The organism is Streptomyces sp. NPDC111507 (genome assembly GCF_055638955.1).
Genome location: NZ_JBVKBU010000002.1, coordinates 939,553 through 954,804, shown reverse-complemented (window position 1 = coordinate 954,804; position 15,252 = coordinate 939,553). Strand labels below are relative to the sequence as shown.

The 15,252-nt window shown below is 64.5% G+C and carries 12 protein-coding genes, 2 tRNA genes and 2 pseudogenes; 11 read left to right on the top strand and 5 right to left on the bottom strand.

Going from position 1 to position 15,252, the window contains the following annotated elements:
• The first annotated feature begins 204 nt into the window (after positions 1–204).
• Positions 205–1,212: an XRE family transcriptional regulator gene (locus tag ACZ7M2_RS11845; protein WP_471595234.1), complete on the top strand. Its 1,008-nt coding sequence runs from the start codon at positions 205–207 to the stop codon at positions 1,210–1,212.
• Here ACZ7M2_RS11845 and ACZ7M2_RS11840 read toward each other — a convergent pair.
• The gene (locus tag ACZ7M2_RS11840; protein WP_471595076.1) at positions 1,196–1,984 is read right to left on the bottom strand and encodes an NUDIX domain-containing protein; all 789 of its coding nucleotides are present in this window, start codon (positions 1,982–1,984) and stop codon (positions 1,196–1,198) included. The genes ACZ7M2_RS11845 and ACZ7M2_RS11840 overlap by 17 nt on opposite strands.
• 200 nt (positions 1,985–2,184) lie before the next feature.
• Between ACZ7M2_RS11840 and ACZ7M2_RS11835 the strand changes: the two are divergent.
• Together ACZ7M2_RS11835 and ACZ7M2_RS11830 are read left to right on the top strand one after the other, a co-directional pair.
• Positions 2,185–2,360 (top strand): annotated as a pseudogene (locus ACZ7M2_RS11835) (GNAT family N-acetyltransferase); the annotation flags it as partial.
• 205 nt (positions 2,361–2,565) lie between these two features.
• Positions 2,566–6,408 (top strand): NACHT domain-containing protein, encoded by a 3,843-nt coding sequence (locus ACZ7M2_RS11830; protein WP_471595075.1) that lies wholly within the window; start codon positions 2,566–2,568, stop codon positions 6,406–6,408.
• 504 nt (positions 6,409–6,912) lie between these two features.
• Here the strand turns inward: ACZ7M2_RS11830 and ACZ7M2_RS11825 are convergent.
• Positions 6,913–7,185, bottom strand: a pseudogene (locus ACZ7M2_RS11825) (site-specific integrase); the annotation flags it as partial.
• Positions 7,186–7,692: 507 nt separating this feature from the next.
• Positions 7,693–8,025, bottom strand: a complete 333-nt coding sequence (locus ACZ7M2_RS11820; RefSeq protein WP_352046393.1) for a hypothetical protein — start codon at positions 8,023–8,025, stop codon at positions 7,693–7,695.
• A 762-nt stretch (positions 8,026–8,787) separates the two neighbouring features.
• Here ACZ7M2_RS11820 and ACZ7M2_RS11815 point away from each other — a divergent pair.
• Positions 8,788–9,633 carry a polysaccharide lyase family 7 protein gene (locus ACZ7M2_RS11815; RefSeq protein WP_471595074.1) on the top strand — a complete coding sequence of 282 codons (846 nt, stop codon included), beginning with the start codon at positions 8,788–8,790 and terminating at the stop codon, positions 9,631–9,633.
• Between the two features lie 200 nt (positions 9,634–9,833).
• Positions 9,834–10,046 carry a hypothetical protein gene (locus ACZ7M2_RS11810; RefSeq protein ID WP_060901523.1) on the top strand — a complete coding sequence of 71 codons (213 nt, stop codon included), beginning with the start codon at positions 9,834–9,836 and terminating at the stop codon, positions 10,044–10,046.
• Positions 10,047–10,079: 33 nt separating this feature from the next.
• Here the strand turns inward: ACZ7M2_RS11810 and ACZ7M2_RS11805 are convergent, their stop codons facing one another.
• Positions 10,080–10,736 (bottom strand): NAD(P)H-binding protein, encoded by a 657-nt coding sequence (locus tag ACZ7M2_RS11805; protein WP_471595073.1) that lies wholly within the window; start codon positions 10,734–10,736, stop codon positions 10,080–10,082.
• Positions 10,737–10,932: 196 nt separating this feature from the next.
• The gene (locus tag ACZ7M2_RS11800; RefSeq protein WP_471595072.1) at positions 10,933–12,183 is read right to left on the bottom strand and encodes an amidohydrolase family protein; all 1,251 of its coding nucleotides are present in this window, start codon (positions 12,181–12,183) and stop codon (positions 10,933–10,935) included.
• A 551-nt stretch (positions 12,184–12,734) separates the two neighbouring features.
• Between ACZ7M2_RS11800 and ACZ7M2_RS11795 the strand changes: the two genes are divergently transcribed.
• From ACZ7M2_RS11795 to ACZ7M2_RS11770, 6 genes are all read left to right on the top strand, one after another.
• Positions 12,735–12,807: transfer RNA gene (locus ACZ7M2_RS11795), tRNA-Thr, on the top strand.
• Between the two features lie 46 nt (positions 12,808–12,853).
• Positions 12,854–12,926, top strand: a tRNA-Met gene (locus ACZ7M2_RS11790).
• Between the two features lie 87 nt (positions 12,927–13,013).
• Entirely contained in the window at positions 13,014–13,178 is a 165-nt protein-coding gene (gene rpmG, locus ACZ7M2_RS11785; protein WP_004571794.1) for a 50S ribosomal protein L33, read from the top strand.
• 165 nt (positions 13,179–13,343) lie between these two features.
• Positions 13,344–13,796, top strand: a complete 453-nt coding sequence (locus ACZ7M2_RS11780; RefSeq protein WP_471595071.1) for an FAS1-like dehydratase domain-containing protein — start codon at positions 13,344–13,346, stop codon at positions 13,794–13,796.
• Between the two features lie 2 nt (positions 13,797–13,798).
• A complete protein-coding gene (locus ACZ7M2_RS11775; RefSeq protein WP_352046397.1) occupies positions 13,799–14,227 on the top strand; it encodes a MaoC family dehydratase in 429 nt (142 codons plus the stop codon).
• Between the two features lie 430 nt (positions 14,228–14,657).
• Positions 14,658–15,227: a TetR/AcrR family transcriptional regulator gene (locus ACZ7M2_RS11770; protein ID WP_352046398.1), complete on the top strand. Its 570-nt coding sequence runs from the start codon at positions 14,658–14,660 to the stop codon at positions 15,225–15,227.
• Positions 15,228–15,252: the final 25 nt, after the last annotated feature.

The window sequence follows — 15,252 nt, the reverse complement described above, 5'->3', positions numbered from 1 at the left end:
TCCTGTTAACCCCTGTTGACCTGCGGCGATGTGAGGCATGCTGGGAAGGTCAGTGGATGGATCTATCGCCGGACGGTGGCCGTGAGCACAGGACTGCGGAGCGCGCGAACGGCGCGAGGCTGGTCTCAGGAGCGACTGGTTCGCGAGATCGAGCAGTACGCCCGACGACACGTCACCGACGTTGCGTCGACTGCGAGTTTGCGGGTGTACGTGTCCGAGTGGGAGAACGGCAAGCGCAACATCTCGGATCGCTACGCGGCGATCCTGCGGCAGCTCCTCGGCATCACAGACGCAGAGTTGAGGGGCGGACCGCTCACGCTTCCTCCGTCGGTTGCCGACGGATACGACGAACTGCTGAGCAGGATCGATTCAGCCAGCAGCGTCAGCCAGTCCATGGTGAAGGCGTTCAACGACCAGACCGAGATACTGCGAACCATGGACCGACAGAGGGGCGCGTCCAGTCTCGTGGACCAGATGGCGGGGCACCTCAGCGCCCTAGAAGACGCGCTGAACTTTGCGGTGCTCCCGAATGCCCGGCGGCCCGTGGCGCTCGCGCTCGCGGGGGCGTCCACCCTCGCGGCGTGGCAGGCGATTGACTCGGGAGCCGTCGAGAGGGCTTGGCGGCACTACGAACTTGCGAAGCGAGCCGCGCGCGACGCTGAGGCTCCGATGTACCTCGCGCATGCGATGGCAGAGCAGGCGTACGTACTGTGCGAGGCTGGCCGGCCGTCGTTTGGCGTCGACCTGGTCCGTGACGCGCAACGCACCCTTGGCCAGGCCGGATCACCGCGCCTCCGGGCATGGCTGTACGCGGCGGAGGCGGAATTGTGTGCTCACGCTGGAATGCCTGACGACTGTCGGCGTGCCCTCGATGCCGCAGTGGCGAGCATCCCGCCGGGTCCCGGCGACCGAGACCCCGACATGCTGAGCATCTTCTTGAACGGCGCCCACCTCGCCCGGTGGCGTGGCAACATCCTTGCGCTGTTGGGCGACAATGACGCCGTGACCAGCCTGTACGACGCGTTGGACGTGGTGGACCCGACCTTTGTACGCGCGCAGGCTGGCCTGCACACCGACCTCGCGCAAGCTCACCTGGCGCGAGCCGAGTACGACGACGCGAACACTCACCTGAGGCAAGCGCGGCTCATGGCGAGCCGCACCAGTTCTGTACGCCAGCGGCGCCGCGTCGACCTTCTCAGTGCGCGGCTGTAACCCCCTGCTTGCCACGGTTCGCCAGGATGTGCAGCAGGGCAACGAGGGTGCCGGATCCCATGAGTTCACCGCGCGCCATGAGCCCGGGAACGTCGGCCAGGGGCACCCACTCGATGTGCCCCGCCTCTTCGAGGTCCGTCGGTGAACCGACCTGTTCGGCTCCCTGGCCTACGAAGATCTCGTGGGGCGAGTCGACCATGCCGACCATGGGTTGATACGTGACGACGTGTTCCACCGAGTTCGGGCGCCAGCCGGTCTCTTCCACGACTTCCCGCAGCGCCGTATCAGCCGGGTCTTCACCTTCGTCCACGATGCCTCCGGGGAGTTCCCACCCCCACTGCTGCGGGACGAACCGGTACCGCCACATCATGAGTACGCGGTCCTGGTCGTCCAGAACCGCAGTGATGGCGACATGGTGGAGCTTCACCACATGGTGCTCAAAGCGCTTCACCCCGGGCGGTTCGACGTCCCAGAGTTGGAGTTTGACCCATCGGTTGTCGTACACGTCCCGCTCGCCATGGATGCGCCAGGGCTCCAACCCTTCGGGCGTCTGTACACTCACAGCCCCGGGTACTCGGTACGAACTCCGACCCCGAACCTCCAAGGAGCCCTCGGACACAAGTCGGGCCAGCACTTGCCGCAGCGCGGTACGACCGATGCCGAGCTCTTCCACGAGCGCGCGCTCCGAGGGGAACTTGTCGCCGGGGGCGTACTCGCCAGAAGCGAGACGATCGCGAATCGTCTCGTAGACCTTCGTCGTCTTCGGTCCCATCCGTGGAGCACTCTCCGTTCTCAGGTGGTGCATACCAGCGTAGTGGGCAAGGGGCATGCTGCCTCCGTCGTAGCTGGGTTCGAAAGCCCCCGCGAACTTTCGAGATCAGGACGACATGTGGACGGGATTGGGTACGCATGCGTCTGTGGCAGATAAAGGGCCTGGTCAGATGGGATGTGATCAAGCGATCTTGGGGGTGACTCCGGCACTACTACCTTGCGCAACGCTTCACGTATGTTCGAACTGTTCGTGAGGGCGCGGCAGTGAATGGCGGCCCGAGGGTCTCTGGATGGCTGGCTCAGCGAGCGGCGCAGCCGACGGGGCACGGCTTTACGGATCTTGTGCCGCCCCTGCGCGGCTTCCGTATACCGCTTGACTCGCCGGCACGCAACGCCTCTGAGCTTCAAGCATGTGCACACGCCTTCGGAGGCTCCATCACACGGTCGCCTACCATGACTCGCCCAGCGGCCGATGGGGGAACGGTTGATTCCGCAGAGCATCGTCGCTTGTCCCCGAAGTTGTGGACTGGACTTTCTCAAAGATCCAGCGGCTGGACCCAGGATCTCGCCATACTTGGGGTCATGAAGTTTGATCTCTCCAAGCTAGGTCCCCGCGAGTTCGAGAACCTCACTCAGACGCTCGCGATTGCCGAAATCGGCTCAGCCTTGACCATTTTTGGACCCGGTCCTGATGGCGGGCGTGAGGCGACCTTCGACGGCACTGTCACGTTGGGCAAGGATGGGCCAACCGTTGACGGATACGGTGTTATCCAAGCCAAGTATTGTGAGAATCAGACGACGCCGCAGAAGGATGCGACCTGGCTCATCGGTCAGATTCGAAGTGAGCTAAAGGATTGGAAAGAATCCCCTAAGAGGACCAAGAAGCCGGATTGTTTGATTTTTGTCACTAATGTCACCCTGTCTGGCGTAGCTCGCACCGGGGGAATTGACCGCGTCGATAAGGAACTCAAAGCACACTGCAAGGATCTAGGCATTAAGGAGTGGTATGTCTGGCACGGCGAGACAATCAACCGTCTGCTGGAAAAAAACACAGAGATTCGCACCAGTTACGCAGCGTGGATCCTTCCCGGAGATGTTCTGGCTGAACTCTACTCACAAGTTTCGGAACGCAAGAAGGCAATTGGTAAGGGACTTCAGCGGTACCTAGCGCGAGAGCTTGTTCGGGATCTTCACGTAAACCTTGACCAGGCTGGATCCGCCGATGACCTAAAAATTCCTCTGGCCGAGGTCTTCATCGACCTTCCCATTGGCCCCCCTGGTAGGGGTAATCCCAACGCCTCCAATGTGCTGCGAAAGCTGATCAGCACCTGTGATGGTAAGTTCTCAACCCACACGTCAGGAAACAAAAAAGCAGGACATGGACGCTATGTCCTCGTTGGGGGACCAGGGCAAGGGAAGAGTACAGTAAGTCAATTCCTTTGCCAGATTTATCGGGCGCGTCTGATTGCTGGTTCGTCTGTAGGGCGTAGCGCCGAAGTGGCTCAAGCTGTGGAGCTGATCACTAACCAGGCAGCGCGTGAAGGTCTCACTCCTAATTCGCATCGGTGGCCCGTTAAGGTGCCGCTGACGCAGCTTGCGGATGAATTGGCACGGGGCAGTTCTAAGTCGTTGCTACAGTTCATCGCCTCCAGGGCATCAGATGCGGCAGATGTCATCATTGCACCGCAGGACCTTCGTGAGTGGCTAGCAACTTTTCCATGGCTGCTGCTACTGGATGGCCTCGATGAGGTGCCTGCCTCAAGTAACAGGGATCAAGTCCTTACGGCTGTTAATGAATTCCTCATGGATGTTGAGGAAGTATCGGCCGATGTAATGGTTATCGCTACGACTCGCCCGCAAGGCTATACAGAAGAGTTCTCCCCATCGCGCTTCTTGCATTTGGAGCTTAAATCGCTGGATAAAGAACGGGCACTCCACTATGCGAAGAAGTTGGCCACTGCCCGGCACGGTGCTGATTCTGAGCGCACCTCAAGGCTCATGGGTCGATTGAACCAAGCGGCAGATGAAGAATCGACGGCGCGCCTAATGTCGTCCCCTCTTCAAGTCACAATTATGGCAGTGCTGCTAGACCGTATGGGGAAAGCGCCAAAAGATCGCTATACCCTGTTCAAGGACTACTACAGGGTGATCTACGAACGAGAGCTTGAAAAAGAAGGGGCATCCACGAATCTGCTGCGAGACCATCGTGCAGATATTGACGCAATACATGCAGATGTAGGCCTGCTGCTCCAAACTCGCAGCGAACGATCCGGCGACACAGAGTCTAGAATTTCAGTTGAGGAATTCGGCACCATAATTCGGCAACGTCTCGATGGAGAGGGCCATGCTGGGACTGCACTTGAGTCGCTGAGTGAGTTGATCAGCCTTGCAGCAACAGATCGTCTCGTATTTCTGGTTCCATCTCGCGCGAATGAAGTTGGGTTTGAAATTCGTTCGCTGCAGGAATTTTGGGCTGCTGACGCGTTGATGTCAGCTAGCGACGAAGAAGTCCGAGAGCGGCTCGGCCTAATTAGCGCCAGCGCTCACTGGCGAAATGTATTCCTTTTCGCCGTGGGTAAGATCTTCACTGAGAGGCGACATCTTCGAGACTCGGTAAATTTCGTTGTTGCCGAACTCAATACCTACGCCAGAAACCCCCTTGCCTCCACGCGTCGCCTCGCTCTTGGGTCGCGCCTTGCCGTTGATATCCTGGCTGACGGGATGGTTAAAGCGCCCAAGCATGAAGCAGTTCTAGTAGACCAGGCTGCGAAACTGTTTGGGATCCCCGCGGTCAACGCTGTAGAGCGCCTCGTTCCAGGGCTCTCCGAAAGTGGTCAACAGACAGCAAGGGCAGCAGTCGACAATTGGCTACATGAGGGAAAGAAGGTGACTGAGAGCCTTCTCGTATTCCTGGCTGGCCTAATGTCCAAAGGCGATGAGTGGGCAGAGAGAACCCTTGAATCGATCTATGGGGATTCTGACGAGAGAACTAGAAGGAGGTTCCTGGAGCTAGCTTTCGAGCTTTCTTCGGCGGAACTGTTGAGGTTCTCAGCAGACGAGTTTCTGAACGTTCCGATTGGGCAGTTCCAGAGCATTCTGTCAGCTCGGTGGCGGCGCCAGTTTTCCCGTGCCTTGCTGGTCGGCGTGGGTCCCACATGGCTTACGAAACTGATCTCCTTTTCTGAGCAAGTTTCTCTTCCTCTAGATTACTCGTCGTCTGTGTTGGTCGGCGGCTTGAGGATGGCATTTGAAATTCCGAAAATCGGAGATCACCCTCTTTGGTCTGACCTCGACTTGTCGGGAGTCCCTAACGATCACTGGATGCATTCGGTCAGAGCCTTTGCTGACGCCCCCTCTCCAGCTTCTCTAATGGATAGCGTGCTTGCGGTTGATGTGGCCCAATGTGAACCGTTCAAGGGTACTTCGTTCCTGCCGTGGCCGATCGCAGCGGCCTTGCAGGATATGCGCGATGGCGTAACCCCTAGAGATCAACTTGATAATGCATCCTACGTGGGGGATCTGGCCTCGTGGCGGCGCATCGAGGAGTCTTGGCAGGACTCGATGGAATGGAGTGGTCTTGCTGCAAACCTCAAGGAGAGTGTTCGCAGCGGTGCTGATTTCTTGCCCTTCTCTGCGAATGTCAGCAGAGTGTTCGACACGCCGCCTCCAGGAGGTGTTGTTCATTACCTGGACGGCGTATTGCAGGAATTGTCACTGTCTCCGCCGAGTCGCACAAAGTCTTATGTGGCAGATATGGCGCTCAGTAGTGCTTCTATGTATCACAGGAGGGCGTGGCTCAGCGCTGAGACCGAAACCCTGAAAGCGATCTCCGAGCTTGCTTTGGAATCCGCAAACCATGTTGATCTTACTTGGGTAAACGGAGTCAAGAGACTTCCATCAGGGACGGGGGCATGGCTTAATGATATTCTTCGAGAGAGGCATGCGTCCGTTTGGCTGTCCGCCATTCCGTCAGTTCTCTTCCGAGAATGGATCGCGGATTATTCTCAAATCGAACTAGGAAGAGCGCTTTGTACGGGTGATTTCGTTAGCACGCCCAAGGGTCTGCGCACAGCGCTTTCCCGCGAGTGGAGAAGAATCGCGCAGGACGCGTCAATGGATATCCGTCGCAAGGGGGCAGTGTGCCTTGCGGTCAGCTCCTTCGAACCTTGTCAGGACGAGGCGGACTGCGCTGCTAGGATTGAAACTCTCGCGGCAGCATCAGAGGCTCATGTCTTCGATCCTGGATTTGTCGCGCTTCACGTCATTCTTGGGCATGAGCCCCTCCAGCAAAAGATGATGCTGGGATTCATCGACTCTTTGCCGGGGGTCGACTACGACGTGTCAGAGATGGCAATGGACCGACTCGTAGCAGATGAGGCAAGTGTCCCAACAAGGATCGATTTTCCCACTATGAGGGCGCGGTGACATTCGGTGCGCTTGTGAGGGCCACCATCGGGCCCGCCTCACTCGGTGAGTCTGCGTAGGACCAGTACCAGGATGCTCGCCACAGCGCGGTTCAGCGGGACGGTCCGTACAGCGGGCCCAGGGGGTATGAAGCATAGAGACAAGACGCCCATGGTGTCCCGCCATGAATTTGGACGAGACGTGGACGGCTGACTACCAGCGTGGTGTGACCAGCACTGTTTCCGCAGGTCAAGGCTACCGTTGGCGCGTGACCTTGGGGGGACTGTAAATCTGCCGGCTCAGCCTTCCCAGGTTCGAATCCTGGCGCCGCCACATGAAGGTAGACCCCCTCCGATCTGCGGAAACGTAGATCGGAGGGGGTCTCTTCGTTATTGAACGTGATCTTTCGATCGGAATCGAAACGGGGTGACTCGTCTCACTCCGGCTCGCCCGGATCCCACTCCTGATCAGCCTGCATCCCCCAGGCGCCCCCCAGGCGTCCCCCAGGGGACGGACGGGCGGCCACTCCGGCTCGTTCCACTCGCGCAGGGCAGCGCCTATCCGCCGGTTGGCTCGCTCCTGGGTCTGCGCGAGCACCTTCGCGTAGACCCTGAACAGCACCGCGATCGTCCGACCTGCCCGCCGGGCGCACCCCATCGGGTCCACGCCGGAGCTCAGCCGGAAGGAGACCCCGGTGTGACGCAGGTCGTTGGGCCGCCGCGCGAGCAGGGAAGCGACCTCAGCCGCGCTGAGCACATTTTCCCGAGCTTTTGCCCAGACCTCCCCGTACCCCGTTTCCGCGCGGACGTCGGTGGAGAGGCTCGTCCACTCGGTCACTGGAGGCTGACGACCAGCCAGATGCCGACCGACCGGCCGGCGCGTGCGATCTTGTCGAGGACCTCGAAGTCGGCGGCGTAGGCGGCCTCTTGGACTCATACGACCACGGCATTGAGCTTGGACTCGGGGCCACTGGTCAAGGCCCTCGTTGGCCGGCTCGGCGTTGCGGGCGGCGATCGGGGCGGGCAGGGAGTCCAGGCCGGCGGCCACGCTCGCGGTGGCCCGGGCGTGCCGGAAGCGGCGGAACTTGTTCGTGCCACCCGCCACGGCCCAGGTGGCCGCGGAGAGCAGGACGCTGTCGGCGCCCATTCCGGCTCGCGCAAACCCGGCGGTCAGGGGTGGCTCTTGAAAACCGTCGTGGTGCGAGTCACCGTGGGTTCAGATGCAGATCCCCCACCCACCGCCAGGAGACGGCCTCCGACCGGGTGAAACAGTCGGAGGCCGTGGTCTCGTCCGAGCAGGTTTCCCCTACTGCTCGTAAGGGTTGAAGCACTTGAGCGCGGCCCAGCCGTAGATGACCTTGTGGTCCTTGCGCACCACCTTGCCGTAGATCCAGGCCTTGTCCACCTTGATGTCCTTGTAGCCCTTGTAGTCCACCTTCGTGCCGTTCATGAGGTCGCCCTTGTAAGCGACGCCAGTGACCTTCGCGCTGGTGTTGGAGTGCGCTCGTATGTTGACCGAGCTGCACGTGGCCTTCAGTTTCCAGGTGGAAGCCGCAGACGCGGACTCGGCACTCAGTCCGAGCGCCCCTATCGCGAGGGCGGAAGCGCTCAGAATCGCCACCAGTGACTTCTTCAGCATTGCCGTGCTCCTTATCGACTATCGGCTGCGACTGTCCACAGCAGGCACAGCCGACCGTGTCCGGCTGTCCGCGTGGACAGACGCGACTGTCCAGTAAACCCCCGCGAGCAGGCCGGATTTCGACAGGTCATCGACAATCCTTCGATAGATCGTCAACGGTCTGACTCCTGTCTCCGCTCCGTCAGGTTCCGGGACAGCAAACGTAGTTGGCGATGGGTACGCGTTACGCGGGCGGGGTCTCGGGCGTCATGGAAAGAGGGCACCACCGGCAACCTGTGCGCGTCCGTACGCGTGGTGCGCCCCAGCCCCATGGCTGGCGAGCGTGGGGGCGACGACGCACGTGACTACGAAGCCCCAGAGCACGAGCCGCAGCTTGTGCGGCGCTGCTGTGCGGCTCCAAGAGTCGTTTGCATGTTTGCCGGACGGTCTCTCGTTGAAAGGGTCCCAGCGACGACGGCTTGGGTCAGCGGCCGACTCCGAGGCGACGCGTCCCTCGCTCCGCCCGCCACGCGTTCCTCCGCCCCCCTGCGTGGTCTGCGCATTCGCCGGCTCGGCGCGCGGCGTTCCGTGGCCGGTGAAGCGGGTGCATCAGTACGAATGCGTTGCTCCGCCGTCAGCCTTGACGTGACCGCGCCACAGCCCTACTGTCGCGGCACTCAATGTTCATGTTGACATATGAAGTTCATGTACATGAACGCTCCATGCTGAGAAATACGCGCGCCCGCCAACCGAGCCCACCGAGCCGACAGGAAGGCACCCCCCATGCGCATGCGTACGCTGCTCACCTCCCTGGCCACCGTCACCGCCGTCACCGGCGGCCTGGCCCTCGCGGCTCCCGCCGCGTCGGCCAGTTCACTTTCCGCCCCCTCGGGCGTGGCCGGCGGCCGGCGCAGTACCAACGTCGTCTCCTCACCCATGGCGGACCCGTCCGTCGCGCCCGGTGGGAATTTCGACCTGTCGGTATGGCAGCTTCAGGAGCCGGTGGGCTCCCCCGGCTCACCGGCGACGATCCCGTCCTCCCGGCTTCAGGGGGCCAACGGGTTCCAGGACTCGTATTTCTACACGGACACCCGTGACGGCGCGATGACCTTCTGGGCACCGGAGAAGGGCGTCACCACGCCGAACTCGAACTACGCCCGCTCCGAACTGCGGGAGATGAACCGCAACGGCACCGCCGCCAACTGGTCGCTCAGCGGCACGCATCAAATGAAGGCGACGCTGCGTGTCGTGTCCGTCACATCGAACGTCTGCGTCGGGCAGATCCACCTCGGCACAGGAGGCTCGTCCACCAAACCGCTGCTGGAGCTGTACTACCGGTCGAGCGGTGACATCGTCCTCGGCACGGAGAACTCGCCCTCCGGAGGGCAGACACCGCACACCGTCGGCCACGTATCGGTCGGCAAGACATGGAACTACACCATCGCGGTGTCGGGCGGACACACCATCGACGTGACGGTCAACGGGAGCACCACGCACTACGCCATCCCGTCGTCGTTCGACGCCTACAAGCAGTACTTCAAGGCCGGCTCGTACAACCAGTCGTCCTCCGACAGCACCACCAAGGGTGCTCGGGTCGCCTTCTACGGCCTCGCCGTCTCCCACAGTTGAGCGAACCTCGACGTGTCCCGCACCGTCAGCCTCACGGGGCTGGATCACGCTGGCATGCCATCGCCGTGAGGCCACAGGCCCGGGCTGCCATCGGGGCCGCCCGCACCGCCTTTTGCGGCCGGGGCCGAGGTCGGGGCCGGGGTAGAGGTAGGGGCCGGGTGGTGCCGGTGCGGCGGTTGCCCGCCGGGCAGACTGATCTCATGTCATCGCGTCGTAGGAACTGCCCCGAGTGCCGTCGGGAGATCGCCGTCGTCGCGGGACGGTTCGCCCGGCATGATCCGCCTGGTGCGCGGGGGAGCGGGGAGCTGGTCTCGTGTCCTGGGTCGCGTCGGCCGGCGCAGCTGGGGGCGGCCCAGCCGACGCTGGACGGGTACTCCGTGCCCGACTTTCCCGGGCAGCTTCCGTTGTTCTGAGCGGGCCGGTGAATGGCCTGGTCCGGTCGGCGTCTAGTTCCCCGCGACCGATTTGACCGCCACCGAAATCGGCGTCGAACCGCTGATCAACTCCAGGGTCAGCCCGGCCGTCGCAGGAGTCTCCACCAGCTCCGCCAGGACCGCGGCGACGTCGTCCCGCGAGACCGCTCCGCGGCCGGTCGAGGCCTCCAGGCGTACGAGGCCGGTGCCGGCGTCGTCGATCAGCGATCCGGGGCGCAGGATCGTCCACTCCAGGGACGTACGACCGCGTACGTACTCGTCGGCCTCGCCCTTGGCGCGCAGATACAGGTCGAAGACGTCGTCGCCCGGGTGCGCCGGGTTCGCGCCCATGGCCGACACGACGACGTGGCGCCGTACTCTCGCTCGTTCCGCGGCGTCGGCGAACAGGACGGCGGCGCCCCTGTCCACCGTCTCCTTGCGGGCTGGACCGCTGCCCGGGCCCGCGCCCGCCGCGAAGACGGCCGCGTCCGCGCCCTGCAGATGGGCGGCGACCTCCTCCACCGAAGCCGACTCCAGATCACAGAGGACCGGCTCGGCACCGGCCGCCCGCAGATCGTCGCCCTGCTCGGCGCGGCGGATGATCCCCGCGACCTCGTCACCGCGCGCGGCGAGCAGTCGCTCCAGCCGCAGCGCGATCTGACCATGACCTCCAGCGATGACAATGCGCATGTTTCCGACCGTACGCCCGGATGGACCCGTTCGCCGCACGACCCTGTGGACAACTCAGGGGTCTCTTGAGTTGTCCACAGGGGCGCGCGGCGGCGGTGGTCGTCGTGCTCTCGGCCCGCGTGGTGAACAGGGGGCGCTCGGGCTGCGGTTGCGCCCCCGCGCGCACAACATGCGGGGTGGTGGACGGCAGTTGTGGCTAGGAAGGCTCTCCGCGTCCCTGTCGGGGCAGGTCCAGGCCCGCAGCTGCCGCCGAGTTGCAGTACTCCCGCACCGCGCTGGTCCGTGCGACCACGCGCCCCCGGTGCACCACGATCCGGCTGTACGCGAGCGACAGCGCCCCTGCCAGCCGGTTCCCGCGCACCGCGAGCAACTCGGCCGGGAAACCCGCTTCCACGCGTACCTCGGGCAGCCCGAGGGCGGCCCGCGCGCCGGAGCTCACGGCGTCGTACGCGTCCTCGGGGCGCAGACCGTGCCGTGAGGCCAGCAGGTACGCGGCCTCCAGGGGGTCGCCGCGGCCCACCGGGTTCGATACGTCCCGCAGGGCGCCGCTGCCAGCGGCGATCCGTACCCCGGCCGCCCGCAACATCCGTACCGGAGCCGTTCCGCGCCGGTCCACGCCCCCGCAGCCGCCCTGCGGCAGGCACACCACGGTCACGCCCGCCGCGGCGAGTTGGTCGGCCGCCCTGGAGGCCACCTCGGACGGCAGCCGGCCGAGGCCGCCGCACGGGCCGAGTGTCACGCCGGACCGCAGGCCGCCGGCCATCGCCGCGAGCCGGGCGAGCCGGGCGGGATCGGCGGCATCCGTGTGCAGGTCGACCGGGCAGCCGTGTTCCGAGGCGAGTTCCAGGACCGCCTCCACGTACCCCGTCGGATCCGGGTCGGCGTCCGGGCAGCCGCCCACCACCGAAGCGCCCATCTTCACGGCGTCCCGCAGTATCGCGAGCCCGTCGGCGCCGGCGACCCCGGTGAGCACCCGCGGCATCGCCACCGCCGTCAGCTCGGCCAGCCCGCGCAGCGCCCGCCGCGCCTGGAGCACCGCCGTCAGCGCGTCGAGACCCTGTACGTCGCCGACGCGCACGTGCGAGCGCAACGCCGTCGCCCCGTGCCCGAGTTGCAGCAACGCGGCCTCGGTGGCCCGGCGCTGGACCTCCTGGGTGTCGTACGAGAGGGGGCCGTCGCCGTCGGCCGTCAGGGCCGTGTCGCCGTGCGCGTGGGGCTCGGCGGGGGCCGGCAGGAGCAGGTAGCCGTCGAGGTCCACCTTCGAGGCGCGCGAGCCGGAGGAGGGTGTCGCCAGGCTCCCGGCGGTGCCGACCACCTCGATACGCCCTCCGCCCAGCCGCACGTCCACAGTCCGGCCGTCGGTGAGCCGCGCTCCGCGCAGCAGCAGGGTGGCGGTGTCGGTCTGTCCCGACGAGGAGTGGGGTGGCTGCGGCTGACTGTCGGGCATCGCGCTCCTGGGGCTCGGGGGCGGCTGCGGGGAGGGGCGACTGGGGAGGTGGGGCGCTTCGGTTGAGGGGGGCGACCGGGGAGGCGGGCGCTTCGGTGGTGGGGGTGTGGGGTGGCTGGGTGGAGGAGTGGGGGGAGGGGTGGGAGGGGTGGGAGGTGGAGGGGTGGGGCGAGGTCGTGGGCGGTGAGGGGCAAGATCACGCAGCGTGAGTCGAGCCTAGGGTGGCGAGCCCTCCTCGTCCGGGAGGAGCGCAATAGTCGTACCGGTGTGGTCCGTGCACGGACAGAAAGCGGGACAGGAGAGCCGGGCACGCGAGTCGGGACGGCCGGACGGAGTCGCTGGTCGGCGGGGCGGAGAGGCTGGGACCGGGGGCTGCCGACCGGGCTGTGTGCCCGTGATCCGTGGGGCGTGAGCGGCCGGAGTCGCGGCCGTGACGCACCCTTCGTAAGGGGCCGGAGTCGCGGCGGCGAACGGCCGGGAACAGGCCGGGGCGGGTGCCGCGAAACGGATTTGGGCGATCGGCGGGCGAGCGTGTAATGTCTTCATCGCTCGCCCCAATAGCTCAGTCGGTAGAGCGTCTCCATGGTAAGGAGAAGGTCTACGGTTCGATTCCGTATTGGGGCTCTGGTGTGAGGGGTTCCCGTCGCGAGGCGGGGACCAATCGCATCACAGCGGTGTAGCTCAGTCGGTAGAGCAAGCGGCTCATAATCGCTGTGTCACCGGTTCAAGTCCGGTCACCGCTACAGACAGTAGCCGATTGTGGGGTCGGTCCTTCGATCGGCTACTCTTCTATGCGTTAATGTCCCATCCGTTCGTCAAGGAGCACTCCTGTGGCTGCCACCGACGTCCGCCCGAAGATCACGCTGGCCTGCGTGGAGTGCAAGGAGCGGAACTACATCACCAAGAAGAACCGGCGTAACGACCCGGACCGACTGGAGATGAAGAAGCACTGCCCGCGTTGCAACGCGCACACCGCGCACCGCGAAACGCGATAAATCAGGCTCGTACACGAGGCCGTCCCCAGTAACGGGGGCGGCCTCGCGTCGTTCACCGGCCGAGTGCCGACGTGCGAGTGATCGTCGAGCAGTCGCCGACAGTCCTCGTACGGGCATCGGTCCGAGAATCGCTGCACCGGCTGAAAACCAGGAGGTACCGAGCCCATGGCGCTCGACCAGTCCTTCGTGGGGCGGTCCTACCCGCCCACCGACCCCTATGAGGTCGGTCGGGAGAAGATCCGCGAGTTCGCGGAGGCCGTGGGGGACAGCAACCCGGCGTACACGGACCCGGAGGCCGCCAAGGCGCTCGGGTACTCCGATGTGATCGCCCCACCGACCTTTGTGTTCGCGATCACCTTCAAGGCCGCGGGGCAGGTCGTCCAGGACCCCCAACTGGGTCTCGACTACAGCCGTGTGGTGCATGGTGACCAGAAGTTCGCCTACACCCGTCCGGTGCGCGCGGGCGACCGGCTCACGGTCACCTCGACCATCGAGGCGATCAAGTCCATGGCGGGCAACGACATCGTGGACATCCGCGGTGAGGTCCATGACGAGGCGGGCGAGCACGTGGTGACGGCCGTCACCAAGCTCGTGGCGCGTGCGGCGGAGGAGGGCTGAGCATGACGGCGAAGATCGCGTATGACGACGTCGAGGTCGGTGCCGAGCTGCCGGCCCGGACCTTCCCCGTGACACGCGCCACGCTCGTGCGGTACGCAGGCGCCTCCGGAGACTTCAACCCCATCCACTGGAACGAGAAGTTCGCGGTCGAGGTCGGTCTTCCCGACGTCATCGCGCACGGCATGTTCACCATGGCCGAGGCGATCCGTGTCGTCACCGACTGGGTCGGTGACCCGGGTGCGGTCGTGGACTACGGCGTCCGCTTCACCAAGCCCGTCGTCGTCCCCAACGACGACAAGGGAGCGACCATCGAGGTCAGCGGCAAGGTCGCGGCCAAGCTGGACGACAACACGGTCCGCGTCGACCTCACCGCGATGAGCGCGGGGCAGAAGGTCCTGGGCATGTCGCGAGCGGTCGTTCGACTGGCCTGATGCCGTCATTTCGACTGGCCTGATGGCCGTCATGGAGGGCGAGGGTAGTAGCGGGTAAGGGGCGTCGGCTATTGGTCGGCGCCCCTTACGTACGTCTGGTCGCGCCTGGCCGTACCCGGTTCGTCCGTACCCGGTTCGTCCGTCCCTGGTCCGGTTGTCCGTCGTCCGAGATCCGGCTGTCTGCCGGCCGCGGTTCGGCTGTCCGCCGGTGGGTGGGTCGGGGCCGTGCCGGTGCGTCGAGCCCGTCGCCGCCGGATCAGACGTGGGCCGGGCAAGGGAACCGCTGCTCGATCCGGACGTAAGCGACGGGCTTGCGACGTACCGCCACGGCCCCTGCCGTGCGTGCCCGGGTGCCTGGTCGTGCGTGGCACTCGAAGCGGCTCCCGGCTACCGCTTGACTTAGTTAGTGATTGGGCACTAACTTAATCGCATGGTCAGGATGAGCGCAGACGAGAGGCGCGAGAGCGTCATCCGCGCGGCGATCGCGGAGTTCGCCCGGGGTGGGTACTACGGCACCTCCACCGAGGCGATCGCCAAGCGCGTGGGTGTCTCGCAGCCGTATCTCTTCCGGCTCTTCCCCGGCAAGCGGGCGATCTTCCTGGCGGCGGCGCGCCGTTGCATGGAGGACACCATCCGCACCTTCGGGGAGGCCGCGAAGGGCCTGGAGGGCGAGGATGCCCTGCATTCCATGGCGAACGCGTACACCAAGGCGATCGCGGAGCACCCCGAGCAGCTGCTGATGCAGATGCAGATGTACGTCGCGACCGCGGCCGCGGAGCGGGCCGGTGATCGTGAGCTCGGCGAGGTCGTACGGGCCGACTGGATGCGGCTGTGGGAGACGGTTCATCTGCCGCTCGGTGCCGAGCCGAACGACACGACGACCTTCATGGCGTACGGCATGCTCGTCAACTGCCTGGTGGCCATGGGTTTTCCGCCCGAGCACAAGGTCTGGGAAGGGATGTATCCGTCGGCGCGGGTCAAGGGTCGGCTGGAGAAGTAGGTAGGTAAGGCGGGGAAGCGGGTCT

What these genes read in the sequence shown, in the direction of transcription:
- ACZ7M2_RS11810 (WP_060901523.1), top strand. Translation starts at nt 9,834, where the DNA reads ATGTCATCGCGTCGTAGGAACTGCCCCGAGTGCCGTCGGGAGATCGCC.
- ACZ7M2_RS11780 (WP_471595071.1), top strand. Translation starts at nt 13,344, where the DNA reads ATGGCGCTCGACCAGTCCTTCGTGGGGCGGTCCTACCCGCCCACCGAC.
- ACZ7M2_RS11800 (WP_471595072.1), bottom strand. Translation starts at nt 12,183, where the DNA reads ATGCCCGACAGTCAGCCGCAGCCACCCCACTCCTCGTCGGGACAGACC.
- ACZ7M2_RS11770 (WP_352046398.1), top strand. Translation starts at nt 14,658, where the DNA reads ATGGTCAGGATGAGCGCAGACGAGAGGCGCGAGAGCGTCATCCGCGCG.
- ACZ7M2_RS11840 (WP_471595076.1), bottom strand. Translation starts at nt 1,984, where the DNA reads ATGGGACCGAAGACGACGAAGGTCTACGAGACGATTCGCGATCGTCTC.
- ACZ7M2_RS11775 (WP_352046397.1), top strand. Translation starts at nt 13,799, where the DNA reads ATGACGGCGAAGATCGCGTATGACGACGTCGAGGTCGGTGCCGAGCTG.
- ACZ7M2_RS11815 (WP_471595074.1), top strand. Translation starts at nt 8,788, where the DNA reads ATGCGCATGCGTACGCTGCTCACCTCCCTGGCCACCGTCACCGCCGTC.
- ACZ7M2_RS11805 (WP_471595073.1), bottom strand. Translation starts at nt 10,736, where the DNA reads ATGCGCATTGTCATCGCTGGAGGTCATGGTCAGATCGCGCTGCGGCTG.
- ACZ7M2_RS11820 (WP_352046393.1), bottom strand. Translation starts at nt 8,025, where the DNA reads ATGCTGAAGAAGTCACTGGTGGCGATTCTGAGCGCTTCCGCCCTCGCG.
- ACZ7M2_RS11830 (WP_471595075.1), top strand. Translation starts at nt 2,566, where the DNA reads ATGAAGTTTGATCTCTCCAAGCTAGGTCCCCGCGAGTTCGAGAACCTC.